The organism is Streptomyces sp. MBT53, assembly GCF_016654115.1.
Taxonomy (GTDB): Bacteria; Actinomycetota; Actinomycetes; order Streptomycetales; family Streptomycetaceae; genus Streptomyces.
In genome coordinates, this window is the sequence record NZ_JAEQAZ010000009.1 from 1 (window position 1) to 13,674 (window position 13,674).

12 protein-coding genes are annotated in these 13,674 nt (G+C 71.6%); 1 reads left to right on the forward strand and 11 read right to left on the reverse strand.

The features are described 5' to 3' along the window. The 3 genes from JHN45_RS05295 to JHN45_RS05305 all read right to left on the reverse strand — a co-directional run. Nucleotides 1-1,874: primary-amine oxidase (locus JHN45_RS05295; protein WP_201048193.1), on the reverse strand; the 1,874-nt coding region annotated here is incomplete at its 3' end. Further along, nucleotides 1,871-3,406: a gamma-glutamyltransferase gene (locus JHN45_RS05300; RefSeq protein ID WP_201048194.1), complete on the reverse strand. Its 1,536-nt coding sequence runs from the start codon at nt 3,404-3,406 to the stop codon at nt 1,871-1,873. The genes JHN45_RS05295 and JHN45_RS05300, both read right to left, overlap by 4 nt. Then, complete coding sequence (locus tag JHN45_RS05305) at nt 3,403-4,056, reverse strand: cyclase family protein (protein ID WP_201048195.1); 654 nt, start codon at nt 4,054-4,056, stop codon at nt 3,403-3,405. Before JHN45_RS05305 ends, JHN45_RS05300 begins: the two co-directional genes overlap by 4 nt. 137 nt (nt 4,057-4,193) lie before the next feature. On the opposite strand from JHN45_RS05305, the gene JHN45_RS05310 reads away from it, so the two are divergent. Continuing rightward, complete coding sequence (locus tag JHN45_RS05310; RefSeq protein WP_201048196.1) at nt 4,194-4,898, forward strand: GntR family transcriptional regulator; 705 nt, start codon at nt 4,194-4,196, stop codon at nt 4,896-4,898. A gap of 20 nt (nt 4,899-4,918) precedes the next feature. On the opposite strand, the gene solA is transcribed toward JHN45_RS05310, so the two are convergent. The 8 genes from solA to JHN45_RS05350 all read right to left on the reverse strand — a co-directional run bounded on the left by solA (nt 4,919) and on the right by JHN45_RS05350 (nt 13,670). Then, nucleotides 4,919-7,381, reverse strand: coding sequence for an N-methyl-L-tryptophan oxidase (gene solA, locus JHN45_RS53935; RefSeq protein WP_201048197.1), 2,463 nt, complete (start codon nt 7,379-7,381; stop codon nt 4,919-4,921). Then, entirely contained in the window at nt 7,378-8,835 is a 1,458-nt protein-coding gene (locus JHN45_RS05320; protein ID WP_307783036.1) for an aldehyde dehydrogenase family protein, read from the reverse strand. Before JHN45_RS05320 ends, solA begins: the two co-directional genes overlap by 4 nt. Nucleotides 8,836-8,846: 11 nt before the next feature. After that, nucleotides 8,847-9,698 (reverse strand): creatininase family protein, encoded by an 852-nt coding sequence (locus JHN45_RS05325; RefSeq protein ID WP_201048199.1) that lies wholly within the window; start codon nt 9,696-9,698, stop codon nt 8,847-8,849. Between the two features lie 67 nt (nt 9,699-9,765). Continuing rightward, nucleotides 9,766-10,224, reverse strand: coding sequence for a cytidine deaminase (locus JHN45_RS05330; RefSeq protein WP_201048200.1), 459 nt, complete (start codon nt 10,222-10,224; stop codon nt 9,766-9,768). Further along, nucleotides 10,221-10,985, reverse strand: coding sequence for an amidohydrolase family protein (locus JHN45_RS05335; protein ID WP_200712001.1), 765 nt, complete (start codon nt 10,983-10,985; stop codon nt 10,221-10,223). Before JHN45_RS05335 ends, JHN45_RS05330 begins: the two co-directional genes overlap by 4 nt. A 26-nt stretch (nt 10,986-11,011) precedes the next feature. Beyond that, nucleotides 11,012-11,974: an ABC transporter ATP-binding protein gene (locus JHN45_RS05340; protein WP_200712002.1), complete on the reverse strand. Its 963-nt coding sequence runs from the start codon at nt 11,972-11,974 to the stop codon at nt 11,012-11,014. Continuing rightward, nucleotides 11,971-12,984 carry an ABC transporter ATP-binding protein gene (locus JHN45_RS05345; RefSeq protein ID WP_201048201.1) on the reverse strand — a complete coding sequence of 338 codons (1,014 nt, stop codon included), beginning with the start codon at nt 12,982-12,984 and terminating at the stop codon, nt 11,971-11,973. Before JHN45_RS05345 ends, JHN45_RS05340 begins: the two co-directional genes overlap by 4 nt. Next, nucleotides 12,981-13,670, reverse strand: coding sequence for an alpha/beta hydrolase (locus tag JHN45_RS05350; RefSeq protein WP_201048202.1), 690 nt, complete (start codon nt 13,668-13,670; stop codon nt 12,981-12,983). The genes JHN45_RS05345 and JHN45_RS05350 overlap by 4 nt, the downstream gene beginning before the upstream one ends. Nucleotides 13,671-13,674 lie beyond the last annotated feature (4 nt).

A 13,674-nucleotide genomic window follows, 5' to 3' on the forward strand; every position in this document is an offset into this window, starting at 1 on the left:
GGGTTGCGGTCGAAGAAGCCGTCGGGTTCCAGGCGTAGGCGTGCCTTGGCCACCGGCATCACCGGCCACTCCTCGGGGCGCGGGAAGTGGTGGGAGCCGACGGTGGCCCACAGCACCAGGTCGGTGCCGTCCAACGACCGGTTCTCCTCCTGCCACTTGTGGACACCGTCGACGCCCGGCTCGGCCTGGTTCGGGTACTCGCCGCCGACGAACCGCCGCTCAGCGTCGTAGGCCGTCGCCCACAACTGCCGCCCCACGAACGGCGCTCGACGGGCGCACACGCTGTCCTCGCGCACCGGCAGCACCGCCGTGTTCTCCAAGTGCACGCGGTACGCGGTCGGTTCACCCATCCGGTTGCGGGACTCGGTGCTCTCCACCCGCCAGTGCAGCGCGCGCGAGGGGTCGGTGCGCCGGGCCCCCTCCGACTCGCTGAGGATCGGCCGCAGCACGGTCCGGGCCGCGTTGCCGTACGGGTCGAGCACCGGGTCCGGCTCGTGCTCGGCGGTGACCTCGACCAGCCGGTTGGGATCGCCGTCCACCGCCATGTCGAGACGGACGCTGAAGAAGTGCTGGTGGTTGGTGACCGCGACGTTCGGCGCGACCCGGCGCGCGTACGGCGTCGCCTCGTCCTCCTCGACACCGGTCGCGGAGAGGATGCCGGTCATCTTGATCTCCAGCATCACCGAACCGTCCTGGTACAGCGACCAGTAGAAGCCGTAGTCGTAGTTGGCGACGGTCGCGAACGCCGAGATGATCAGCCGGCGCGAACGCCGCACCTCAGTACGGCCCGTGCGGCCGTCGTGGTGCTTCCAGAGGATGCCGTCGTCCTCCTCGTGCACACACACGGCGTTGGGGACGAGCCGGGGCACGCCGTCGCCGCCGAGCACGGCCGCGTCGAAGTACTGGATGACACCGAGGCAATCGCAGCCTAGGGCAAGGGAGTTGGTGAGCGGGCCCGCGCCGTACTCGCCCCAGTCGAAGAAGTTCTTGCGGTACTGGGTGGAGGCGGTGTCGAAGTAGGGCACGTACATCTCGTTGACGGCCGCACGCCGGATCACCTGGCGAGGACTCTTCCCGGCCGCGGCGAAGGCGAGGTCGTGCAGCACGAGCCCTTCGCGATGACTGAAGCCGACCCGGACCGACCACCCCTGCCAGTCGATCCGCTGCCCGGTGACGGTGAAACTCGGGCCGTCCGGCTGGACGACCTCCAGCGGCTTCAACCCCGGGCGTTCGGCCACAGTCCCGGCCGAGAACACGCCGGACTCCTCCGACAGAGGCACCACGCCGTGGTCCTCGATGTGCAGGATCTCCATGGTCTCCATGTCGATGATCGGCACGACCCCCTGCACCGGGCGGGCATAGCCGTTGTCGTCCTCGTCGGTGCGATGCCAGACGCTGCCCCAGGTCAGCCGGCGGCCCGCGTACTCGGGCGGTTCGAAGCCGCCGATCGACTCCGGGTCCACCATCACCAGCGACACGTCGTGGATGCCGCGCAGCGCGAGCGCCTGACGGAAACGCGGGTCGGCGCGGCAGGCGGCAGCGGCCTGTCGGGCCTCCTCCGAGGAACAGCCCGGGCTGCGGACGTCCAACTCCCGCCAGGCGGTGGTCTGCGGCTTGTCGCCGAGTTCGAGATCGACCTCGAAAGCGTGGCGGGCGGAGGGCGAGAACACGACCGCGCGGGCCCGCCGGGTGTCCCCGGGTGCGGCACGGCGGGCGTGGTCCTCGTCGAGCGCCACACCCCAGAACCGCGAGTCGTCGGGGACCCGGGTGTCGGCCCTCAACACTCCTACGGCCGTGGCGAGTTCGGTGACGGTGAGGGGGTCCAGCGGATGCGGTGCGTCGGCCGGTACGGGTTCGGGGGCGAGAGTGCTCACAGGGAACTTCCTTCCAAGGTGGTGCCACCGTCGGCGCGGGGATCGGAGGCGCCGTCCAGCCGACCGCCCGCGGACAGTCGTACGGCCTGGGTGTGACCGGCCAGATCGGTACGGCCCGGCGCCACGACGACCGGAACCACTGACGGGAACGCGCCCGCCGGCACGGATCCGGGTTCGGCCAGCAGGGTCGGTGTCTCGTGACCGATGTCGCGGGCACCGATCACCCAGCGCGGACGGTCCAGTACGGCGACCGGATCGGCGGCCGGGTCCATCAGATCGGGCACGGTCTGGGCGAGGATCTGCGGCTGAGCCCGGCCGCCCTGGCAGCCTGCCGCGAGCAGCAGCTCGGCGGATCGGCCCAGCACGGGACAGAGGGTGTGCGGGGGACGCAGGCCAGGGCCGATGAGGGCCGGATGGCCGGGGAGCAGGCTGAACGCCGAGCCCCGGTTGTGCAGCACGATCCCCGTCTCCGGGTCACAGATGCCGGAACCGAAGGTCTGGTACACGCTCTGGATCAGCGAGACGGCCAGCCCGGACGCGTCCACGGCGGTGATCGCGACGGTGTCCCCGGCGGGCCGGAAGGACGGCTCGGGCGGTCGCGCACCGGAGAGCGGAGCCGGACGCAGAAGTCCGTCCAGGTCGACGGGCGCGGGGCCGAGCGGATCGCCGAGCAGCAAGTCCCGTGCTGCGGAGGCGTCTTGGCAGCGGGCGGCCAGTGCGTTGGTGCGCTCCGGCTCGGGCAGCTTCGCCACGGAAGCCGCGGTCTCCAGCACGGCCATGAGGCTCGCCCCCTGACTCGGCGGCGGCGCGGTCCACCACTGCGTACCGGCCACGTCCAGCGTCAACGGCTCGACGCTCGCCGCCTGATGAGCCGCGAAGTCGTTCGCGGTGAGTGAACTCCCGGCCCGGCGCAGGCCGTTCACCAATGCCTCGGCGACCGCGCCCCGGTAGAAGGACGACGGGTCGTCGGCGAGCGTGCGGAGTACGGCGGCCAGTCGGGGCTGGGGGAGCGGGTCGCCTTCGACCAGGGGTGCGTCCTCGGGGCCGGTCAGCAGCGTGGTGAGCCCGGGGTCCGCGGCGATCTGCGGGACCCGCTCACGGATGGCACGGGCCAGACCCGCCGAAACGGTGGCCCCGTCCTCGGCCAGTTCGGCGGCATCCCGCAGCGCGGCGGACAGGGCACCGGGTGTGCCGTAGGCCTCGGCGAGCGATGCCCAGCCGGCCACCACGCCGGGCACGGTCACCGTCTGCGGGCCTTGCGCGGGCATCCGCCCGTCGGCCGCGCGCAGAGCATCGACGTCTACGGCCTGTGCGGCGGCCCCCGCTGAGAGGATCGCGCGCACCGAGCCGCCGGGCGCGTGGACGAGGGCGATCAAGTCGCCGCCCAGGGAACACTGGTGGGGATAGACGACGGTGAGAGCGGCGGCTGCCGCCAGCGCCGCGTCCACGGCGTTGCCGCCCCGCTCGGCCGCACGCCGGGCGGCTGTCAGCGCCGCCGGGTGCGGGGCGGCGAGGATCAGCTCGGTTGTCACGTTTCGTCCCTCGGGCACAGCACGGTTCGGGAGGGAGCGGCCTCGGCGCCCTGCAGAGGCAGGGGGAGCGAGATCATGTCGTAGACCCCGGCCGGTGTGTGCAGGAGGTCCACCACTTCCAGGATCAACACCTCGGCAGCGCACAGGAGTTGGTGGGTCTCCCAGTGGGTGGTGTAGGCGACCGCCTCGATGCTCAGGTAGTCGATGCCCGCGGTACGTACGCCGGCCTCGATGAGCCGTTCCGCGCCGTCCGGGGCCAGTCCGACCCACTGCCGGGCCTTCCACGGGCTGCGCAGTACGCCTTCGGAGTTGCTGGTGCGCAGCAGCACGCGTTCCTCGGTGCCGAGGCCGGCCGCGTCGAGATCGGCGGCGGTGATCTGCTCCTTGACGTGGGTCAGATCGAGGACGCGGGCGGTGCCGTTGAGGGCGGACAGGTCGAGCCGGTCGACCGTCCTGCCGCCGTCGATGAAGTGGGCCGGAGCGTCGATATGGGTGCCGGTGTGGGCGCCGATGCGCCAGCGGCTGACATTGGAGGGATCGCCCGCGGTGCGGGACTCGACGATCTCCACCTCGGGGCGGCGGCCCCAGTGCAGCATGCCGGGATGGATGGGGACGGACACGTCGATCGCCTTGTCGAAGTCCAGATTCATGCGGCCCTCCTATTGGATGCGGATATCATGGAAGTGGATCCAAAAGTGTGTGGCTGTGGACGCCCCGGGCCGCGTGGGAAACTGCTCCACCACCGCGCACCCCCCGACCGCCCCCGAGAAGGGTTTGACCGACTCCCATGACCCCCCAGACTGACGACGAACCCCTCGTCGACGACATCGCGGCCCGAATCCGCGCGCGGATCATGAACGGCGAGCTGGCGATCGGCAAACCGCTGCGCCAGGCGGCGCTGGCCACCGAGTTCGGGGTCAGCCGCACACCGGTGCGCGAGGCGCTGCGTCAGCTCCAGAACGGCGGGCTGATCGAGATGCAGCCGAACCGCGGTGCGGTGGTCCGGGTGCCCGCGCCCTGGGAGGTGCGCCAGGCCTACGAGGTGCGCGCCGAACTGGAGGGCATGGCCGCCCGGCGCGCCGCCTCCCGCATCACGGAACGCGGGCTCGCCGCACTGCGCGAGCACAACGCGGTCCTGTGCGAGGCGGTGGCGCGGGCCGCCGGTGAGGGGACGGGGGGCGGTAGTGCCGCGACCACGGCGGCGAACGACTGCTTCCACACGGTCATCTGCGAAGCGGCCGACAACCCTTGGCTGACCCGGATGATCGACCGGATCAACGAGAGCTTCCCGCGCAACGTCTCCTCGCTCGCCCTCGCGGGCGACGAGCGTCATCGGCAGCTGAACATCCGTGAACACGAGGCAGTGATCGAGGCGTTGGCCGCGCATGACGCCGACCGCGCGGACGTGCTGATGCGCGAGCACGTCATCAGTTCCGGGGAGCATCTGACGGCCTGGTACGAGCGCCGGTCCCAGACGGTGTTCCACGGCTGAGCGGACTGTGCGGCGCCGCCTCATGAGGTACCGCCGGGGAACAGGCGGGCCGGGGAGAGGAAGTCCAGGTCCGGACGGGCGATCCCGCACACCAGGTCGGCCAGTGCCTGGCCGATCGCCGGTCCGAACTTGAACCCGTGGCCCGAGCACGCGGACGCCACCAGCACCTGCGGTACGCCCGGCACCTCGCCGACCAGGAAACGCCGGTCGGCGGTCATCGTGTAGAGGCACGTCAGGCTCTCGGTCACCGGCCCGGCGGCGGGCAGCACCTGGGCCACCGCCTCGGCGAGCAGGGCGAGTTCGGCGTCGGTCGCTCCGGGACGGGCTGCCTGCGGGTCCCAGGTCGGGCCGCTGTCCAGACCCGCCTTGAGACCGCGACCGTCGGTCGCGGGGAACCCGTACAGCAGGCCCTGCGGCAGATCGACGGAGAAACTGCCCAGTCCGGAGGGGCCGAGCGGGCCCGCAGGGTCGGCGGCGAAGTAGGCGTTGACGATCCGAGTGACCGTCAGGTGCGGTGCGAGGGACGGGACTTGGGCTGCGGTCCAGGGGCCGGTGCACAGCACCAGGCGGCGGGTGCGCAGGACTGCCTCAGCGGTGCGGACCACGACCTCGTCGCCGTCCGCCTCCCAGCCTAGGACGGCGGAGTTGTCCTCGACGCGTGCTCCGGACCGTTCGGCCAGGGCCAGTTGGGCGCGGAGGGTCTCCTGAGCGTCGATGATCCCGGCCCGGGGGTCGTGCACCGCGGTGAATCCGGTGGGCAGTCGCAACCCCGGGAAGATCCGAGCCGCCTCCTTGGCGTCGACCTCTCGGCAGCCGGGGCCGCGCAGGGGATCCGGGCGGTCGCTCGGCGCCGCGTACAACCCGCCTGTGATGTCGAGCAGTTGGGCCTTCGAGGAGCCCTCCAGCTCCGACCATGCCCGGTAGGCGGTGTCGACCAGGGCGTCCCAGTCGGGGTGGGGGTAAGCGCGACGGATCATCCGGGTCGCCCCGTGCGAGGAGCCCAAGTCATGGCCCAGGCCGTACTGTTCGAGCCCCAGGACATCGAGTCCGCGAGCGGCCAGATGGCGCAGCGTGGCACTGCCATGGACGCCGAGGCCGACCACGATCGCGTCGTGGCGGCGGGAGTCGGGGCGTGTGGTGCGTGGGGTGGGCTTGGCGGCCGTCGGCGTAGCGGGCTCGACGCCGGCCTCGGCTTCCACCCCGGCGTCCCGCCGCCCGGTGGGCGACGCGGCACCCCGCCCGTTCAGGCACACGATCTCCCGAACCGCCTCCACCAGCGCGTCCAGATCGTCCTCGTCGTTGTAGACGTGGACGGATGCCCGGACCACCTTGGTCAGTCCCCGGTGGTCCATGTCCCAACGGCCGTGTCCCGCCGGTACGGCGATCAAATGGACCCGGCGGTAGGCCAGTTGACGTTGGATGTCCGAGGCGTCCATCCCGTCGACCACGAAGGTGACGATGGCCCCGCCCGCGGCCGGCGGGTCGGTGACCTGGACGCCCGGCAGCGCGGAGAGGCGTTCCCGCAGCGAGGCGGCGAGAGCGGCCAGGTGTCGGGCGACGATGTCCACGCCGAGCGCGGCGAGGTCGGTCAGGGCGGCACCGAGGCCGAGGCGCAGGGCGTGCGCGGCCTCCCAGAGTTCGAAGCGTTTGGCGTCCGGGACCAGTTCCCAGCTGCGCTCGGCGGTCCATACGGCACCTCGGACATCGGGTGCCTCGGGGGCGAGCCGGTCCAGAAGGGGACGGCGGACCGCGAGCAGGCCGGTGCCGCGCGGGCCGCGCAGGAACTTCCGGCCGGTGCCGATGAGCAGGTCGCAGCCGATGGCACCCATGTCCACCGGCAGTTGGCCGAGGGACTGCGTGGCGTCCAGGAGGAAGGGCACCCCGTGAGCGCCCGCCAACGCGCCGATGGAGGACGCGGGTTCGACCAGCCCCGAGGACGTCGGGACATGCGCGGCCGTCACCAGAGCCGCGGGCCCGGCCCGCAGCGCCGCCTCCAGGGCCTCCAAGTCCACGGCTCCATCAGGGCTGTTGGGCAGCAGCTCGACCTGGACACCGTGGTCGCGTTCGACCGACAGCAGGTGCAGCGCGCTGCTGACGTAGCTGGAGCGGGCCGCCAACACCCGGTCGCCGGGGCGCAGTCGTAGCGCCGACACGGCTCGCTGCCAGCCGGCCGTCGCGCTCTCGACGAGGGCGACCTCCTCCAGCCGGGCGCCGAGGAGTTCGGCGGTACGCGCGTAGACGGCCTCCAGGGCGGGAGCCGCGTGCTTCGCGGCCTCGTAGCCGCCGGACAGGCTCTCCGCGCGGAGGTGGTCGATGACCGCCTCGACGGTGCCGTTGGCGAGCAGGGCCGCACCGGCCGCGTTGAAGTGGTGACCGGTGAACGAGCCCGGGGTGCGGGCGCGTTCGGCCGCGACGTTCAGGGTGCGAGGGGGCGGGGGACTCGGGGGCGAAGCGGCCGTACCGGCCGTGACGGGCGCGCTCACAGGGCGATCGTCACGCTCTTGAGCTCGGTGAACCCGTCGACGGCGGCGTCGCCGAGGTCCCTGCCGAGGCCGGACTGCTTCGTCCCGCCGAAGGCCACGGCGGGGTCGAACTCGTTGTACGTGTTGACCCACACGGTCCCCGCCTCCAGCGCGGCGGCGGTGCGATGGGCGCGGGCCAGACTGCCGGTCCACACCCCGGCGGCGAGCCCGTACTCGCTGTCGTTGGCCAGCGCGATCGCCTCCTCCTCGCTGTCGAAGGGCATGATCGTGGCGACCGGCCCGAAGATCTCCTCCCGGGCGATGCGCATGTCGGGGGCGACCTCGGTGAACACCGTCGGCGGCACGAACCAGCCCGGGCCGGGCAGCGGTTCGCCGCCCGCGGCCACCAAAGCGCCCTCCGCGCGGCCCAGTTCGACGTAACCGGTGACGCGGTCGTACTGCTCCTGCGAGACCAGCGGACCGATGTTGATGCCGCCCGAAAGCCCCGGGCCGATCCGCAGTGCCTCCACGGCCGGCACCAGCCGGTCCAGGAACTCCTTGACGATGCCGCGCTCCACCAGCAGCCTGCTGCCCGCCGTGCACATCTGCCCGGAGTGCCCGAACACCGCGCGCACGGCGTTCGGTACGGCCGCGTCGAGATCCGCGTCGGCGAAGACGATGTTGGGTGACTTGCCGCCCAGTTCGAGGGTCAGCCGCTTCAACGACGGCGCCGCCGCGGCCATGATGCGCCGCCCGACCTCCGTCGACCCGGTGAAGGACACCTTGGCCACACCGGGATGGGCGACCAGTTCCGCGCCCGTACGGCCGTCACCGGTAAGGACGTTGACGACGCCCTCGGGCACGCCCGCCTCCAGGCAGAGCGCCGCCAGCCGCAGCGCGGTGAGCGGGGTCTGCTCGGCCGGCTTGACGACGACCGTGCAACCGGCGGCCAGGGCGGGCGCGAGCTTCCACGCGGCGATCATGAAAGGGAAGTTCCACGGCAGTACTGCGGCCACCACGCCCACCGGTTCACGGACGCTGTACACGTGCCGGTCGGGGGCGGCCGCGTGCACGGTGCCCTCCAGCCGGGTCGGCGTGCCCGCGAAATGGCGGATAGCCTGGAGTCCCAACTCCACGTCGCCGCGGGCGCGTTCGATGGCCTTGCCGTTGTCGAGGGTGTCCAGCACCGCCAGTTGCTCGGCATCGCGCTCCACCAGATCGGCGAGACGCAGCAGGACGTCACGGCGCTGCCGGGGCGGCAGTCCGCGCCAACGGCGGTCCCGGTGCGCCGCGTTGGCGGCCTTGACCGCCGCCGTCACCTCGGCCGGACCTGCCTGGGCGACCGTGGTGAGCTGCTCCCGTGTGGCCGGGTCGAGCACCGGTATCCGTTCCGTCGCGGTGCCGGTGGTCCACTCGCCGCCGATGAGCATGGGCTCGCAGTCCGGCAGCCGGGGGATCACGATGCTGGAGTCCACGGTGTTCTCCTTCACGCCTGGCGTCCGGGACGGTGAGTGGGGTCGGGCCACGGCTCACGGACCGCCGTGGACACCGCCCGGGCTGTGGTCAGGACGCAGCGGTCGAACTCCGCCTCGCCGTGCTTCGGGTTCGCGTCGGCCACGTCCCGGCCCCAGACCCCGGTCTCGCTGACCTGGTCCATGCGGTAGTCCCAGAACGAGTCGACGTCGACGTGGGAAGTGGCCCGCTCCATCCGCACCAACTCCGGTGCGAGGTGCAGCATCACGGACGTCTCGAAGAAGTTGGCGTGCATCAACGCCCGCCCGTAGGTGACGTGTCCGTCGACTTCGGGCCCCGGGTACATGGTCACGTACCCCAACGCCCGCACCCGCGCGTCCCGGTGACGGACCCTCAGCTTCTCGGCCGACACGTCGAGCGCGCCGTTGTTCCAGATGTGCCCGTTGAGGAGCACGAACTGTCGTACTCCAGAGGCGTAGAGGGAGTCGATGACGTCTTCGACGACGGCGATCATCGTCTCCGGCCGCAGTGCCACCGTCCCCGCGAAGTCGCCGTGGGACGCCGACACGCCGAAGCTCAGCGGCGGTACGACGGGCACGCCGGTCAGTGCCGAGACGCCGAGGGCGACCGCCTCGCAGATCCGGGTGTCCACGGCGAGTGGAAGATGCGGGCCGTGCTGTTCGGTGGCGCCCACGGGGATGATGACGGCGTCCTGGGCGGCAGCCGTGGACTCGGCCTCCGGCCAGGTCAGCTCCTCCCACAGCACCGGCGTCCCGGATCCGCCCAACTGCGCGGCGAGTTCGGGGACATCGAGCCCGGTGGGGACGGTCCGGCCGGACGGACCGGTGACGAAGACGGACGACATGGCTCTCCTCTCCTCGGGACCGATGGCGTTCGTCATCGGCGTGGACTCTTGTCGGGACCGACGGCGCTCACCATCGGCGTCGGCTCTTCTCGGGCAGCAGATCCAGGGCGCGCAGCGGGACGGGCTTGTCCCCGTCGACCGTGGTGACCCACACGGTGGCGTCCGGGCAGTAGTCGCTGATCAGCTCGCGGCACACCCCGCACGGGGCGATGATCCTGAACCAGCCCGCCGGTTTGATCTGCACCGACACCACCGAGGTGATGCTCAACTCCGCCCCGGCGGGCAGGGCGCCCCGGGCGGTACCCATGGCCACCCCCTCGGCACAGATCGAACTCCGCCGACAGGAACCCTCCACATGGACCCCGGTGTGCACCCGGCCGTCCGCCGTGCGCAGCGCGGTCGCGACCTCGTACCGGCCCGACTGCCACACCCGGGCGAGCAAGTGCTGTGCGGTGGCGAGGAGTTCGACGTCGTCCTCGTGCATCGACGGCGGTACGGCCACCGGCCGCACGTTCACGGCGCTCATACCGTCAGCCCCAGCAGCCGGGCCATGTTGCCGCCTTCGACCAGCGCCCGGTCCTTCTCGTCCTCGACCGCCTTGGCGATCTTCATGCGTTCCAGGTCGAAGTCGGAACCGGGCCACTCGCTGCCCATGAGGATCTTCTCCGGCCCGAGCCGCGCGTAGGCGCGCTTGACGTCGCTCATCAGCGTCGCCGAGGTCTCCAGGTACACGTGCGGCTGCCGCTCGGCCACGATGATGGCCTCCGGCACGTTCCACACGGCCCCCATGTGGGCGATGATCGTGGGCACTCGGGGGTGGTCCCGGGCGATCTCCTCGATGGCCAGCGGCGCGCAGAACGCGTCGTCGAGAGCGTTGATGAGGACGAGCAGTCCGCGCCGCGCGCACGCCTCGAAGACCGGGTCCAGGAGGCCGTGGTCGGCGACGTGGTAGCCGTGCAGGCTCGGGTGCAGCTTCAGCCCGACCAGACCCGCGTCGGCCATCCGGTCGATCTCGTCGAGCGCGTCGTCGGCCTGCGGCATCACCTGTCCGAAGCCGAAGAACCGGTCCGGGTACGAGGCCACCAGCGAGGCGATGAAGTCGTTCTCGATGCGCTGCGCGAGCGAGCACACCATCGCCATGTCCACCCCCGCCGCGTCCATCCGGTCGAGAATGCGGCGCGGCTCGAAGGGCTTGTACGGCGGCGGGGCCTGGCCCTTGCGGGCGCCGGTGAGGTAGTCGGAGCGGCCGCGGACGTCCTGGGTGGTGTTGTACGCGTCGATGATCAAGGCGGTTCGTCCTTACTCGCTACTAGCTACTCGCTTGTGACCAGGGGGAGATGGCAGCGCACACTGCGCCCCGGCGTGATCTCGCGCAGCTCGGGCGCACTGGTGCGGCACTCCTCCGTGGCGATCGGGCACCGGGTGCGGAACAGACAGCCCTCGGGCGGATTCGCCGGATCGGGCAACTCGCCCTCCAGTACCTCCTGTTCACGTTTCTCCCCGGGACGGAGCACCGGAACGGAGGACAACAGCGCGCGGCTGTAGGGATGTGCGGGGGCGGCGAAGAAGGCGTCCCGTGAGGCGACCTCGATGATCTGGCCGAGATACATGACCGCGATCCGGTCGGCGATGTGTCGGACCACGCCGAGGTCGTGCGAGATGAACAGCATCGTCAGGCCCCGGTCGCGGACCAGGTCCGACAGCAGGTTCAGCACCTGCGCCTGGATCGACACGTCCAGCGCCGAGACCGCCTCGTCGGCCACCACGAACTGCGGGGAGGAGGCCAACGCCCGTGCGATGCCGATGCGTTGGCGCTGTCCGCCGGAGAACTCGTGCGGCCTGCGCCCGCCGGCCTCCGCGCCCAGACCGACCAGGTCGAGCAGCTCGGCCACCGTCTTCGTGGCCTCCGCGCGGGTGGCGCCGCGTGCCCGCAACAAGGGTTCGGCGACGATGTCGGCGATCCTCCGGCGCGGATTCAGCGAACCGAACGGGTCCTGGAAGACCATCTGCAACTCGGCCCGGGTACGGCGCAGTTGGTGCCCGCGCAGCCGGGTGAGGTCGGTGCCGTCGAACTCGATGCGGCCCGAGGCGGGCTCGATCACCCGCAACAGGGCCCGGCCGAGCGTGGACTTGCCGCAGCCCGACTCGCCGACCAGACCGAGGGTCTCGCCCTGGAGGATGTCGAGGTCGACATCCCGCAGCGCCCTGACCCGGCCGCCCGCCCGGCCGGGATACTCGACCCGCAGCTCACGGGCCTGGATCAGCGCGGCGGTCATGCGAGGCCTCCCTGGGTACGGGCCGTGGCACGGGCGGGGGAGGGCAGCACACAGGCGTCGAGATGCCCGTCGTCGCCGTGCCGCTGCCGCAGCACGGGCCGCTCGGCACACGCGTCGTGGACGAAGGGGCAGCGGGGCGCGAACGCACAGCCGGACGGTCGGTCCACCCCGGTCAGCGGACTGCCCGCGATGGTCGGCAGCCGTCGTACGACAGGACCGTCGATCGGCGGGACGGAGCCCAACAGCCCCATCGTGTAAGGGTGTTGGGGGTGGAACAGCACTTCCTCGCGCAGGCCCTGTTCCACGATCCGGCCCGCGTACATCACCGCCACCCGGTCCGCGACCTCGGCCACGACGCCCAGGTCATGGGTGATCAGCAGGACGGAGGTGCCGTGGTCGCGCTGGACACGTTTGAGGACGGCCAGCACCTGGGCCTGGATCGTGACGTCGAGGGCCGTGGTGGGCTCGTCGGCGATCAGTACGGCGGGGTCGTTGGCCAGGCCCATGGCGATCATCACGCGTTGGCGCATGCCCCCGGAGAGTTGGTGCGGGTAGGCGCGTGCCGTGCGATCGGGACCGGCGATTCCGACTTCACCGAGCAACTCCACTGCCCGGGACGCCGCCTGACCTCGCGTCACATTCCGGTGGGCGCGGATCATCTCGGAGACCTGGGAGCCCGCGCGGTGCAGCGGGTTGAGCGCGGCCAGCGCGTCCTGGAAGACGACCGCGATGTCCTTGCCGCGCACCCCGCGCAACTCCCGCTCCGACGCGGCGACGAGGTCACGGCCCTTGAAGACCGCCTCGCCGCTGATGTGGGTGCGCGGACCGCGGTTGAGGCCGACCAGGCTCATCGACAGGGCGGACTTCCCGGACCCCGACTCGCCGACCAGCGCGAGGACTTCGCCCTGGCGGAGGGTGAGGTCCACGCCGTCCACAGCGGGCAGTCGGCCCGCCGGTACGTCGAACTGGACGCGCAGGTCCCGGACTTCGAGCACGGGCGCGGACGTCATGAGCCGTCGCCCACGGCCAGGGCCGCCGTGTGGATCAGGTCGGCGACGCGCTCGGGCCAGACGAGGGTCGTGTAGTGGCTGCCCGGTACGTGCTCGACGGTGGCCTTCATGCGGGCCGCCATGTCGTTCTGGATCTCCGGGCGCAGGGTGCGGTCGTCGTCGGCGACCAGGTACCAACTGGGCAGGGTGCGCCAGGCCGGGGTGCCCGTCGGCTGGGTGAAGATGAGGTTCTCCGCCTTGCGGCCCTCCGCCTCGACCACGACCCGCTGCTCCGGGGAGAGGTCGGGGCCGATCTCCGCCCAGAACTCCTCGCTCGTCTCGGACTTCCACTCGCCGTTCGGCCCGCGCCGCATGTACTTGGAGATCTCGGCCTCCTCGTACCGCTCGACGATCCCGTTGACCGTCTCGCCCTCGTCAGGCCCGAACGCGGCAATGTAGACAAGCCCCTTGACCCGCGGATCGCGGCCCACGTTGCTGATGACCGCGCCGCCGTAGGAGTGCCCGGCCAGCAGCACCGGGCCCGTCGTCTCCGCCAGCACGGCCGCCGTGTTGGCGACGTCGTCCTCCAGCGAGGTCATCGGGTTGGTGACGGTGAACAGCCGGTGGCCGTGCGCGGCCAGCAGGGGCTGGACGGCCGACCAGGTCGTCGGCCGTCCGCCGGCGCCGTGGACGAGCACGATGTCCATGCGG

What these genes read in the sequence shown, in the direction of transcription:
- JHN45_RS05305 (WP_201048195.1), bottom strand. Translation starts at nt 4,056, where the DNA reads ATGAATCTGGACTTCGACAAGGCGATCGACGTGTCCGTCCCCATCCAT.
- JHN45_RS05350 (WP_201048202.1), bottom strand. Translation starts at nt 13,670, where the DNA reads ATGGACATCGTGCTCGTCCACGGCGCCGGCGGACGGCCGACGACCTGG.
- JHN45_RS05325 (WP_201048199.1), bottom strand. Translation starts at nt 9,698, where the DNA reads ATGTCGTCCGTCTTCGTCACCGGTCCGTCCGGCCGGACCGTCCCCACC.
- JHN45_RS05340 (WP_200712002.1), bottom strand. Translation starts at nt 11,974, where the DNA reads ATGACCGCCGCGCTGATCCAGGCCCGTGAGCTGCGGGTCGAGTATCCC.
- JHN45_RS05330 (WP_201048200.1), bottom strand. Translation starts at nt 10,224, where the DNA reads ATGAGCGCCGTGAACGTGCGGCCGGTGGCCGTACCGCCGTCGATGCAC.
- JHN45_RS05310 (WP_201048196.1), top strand. Translation starts at nt 4,194, where the DNA reads ATGACCCCCCAGACTGACGACGAACCCCTCGTCGACGACATCGCGGCC.
- JHN45_RS05345 (WP_201048201.1), bottom strand. Translation starts at nt 12,984, where the DNA reads ATGACGTCCGCGCCCGTGCTCGAAGTCCGGGACCTGCGCGTCCAGTTC.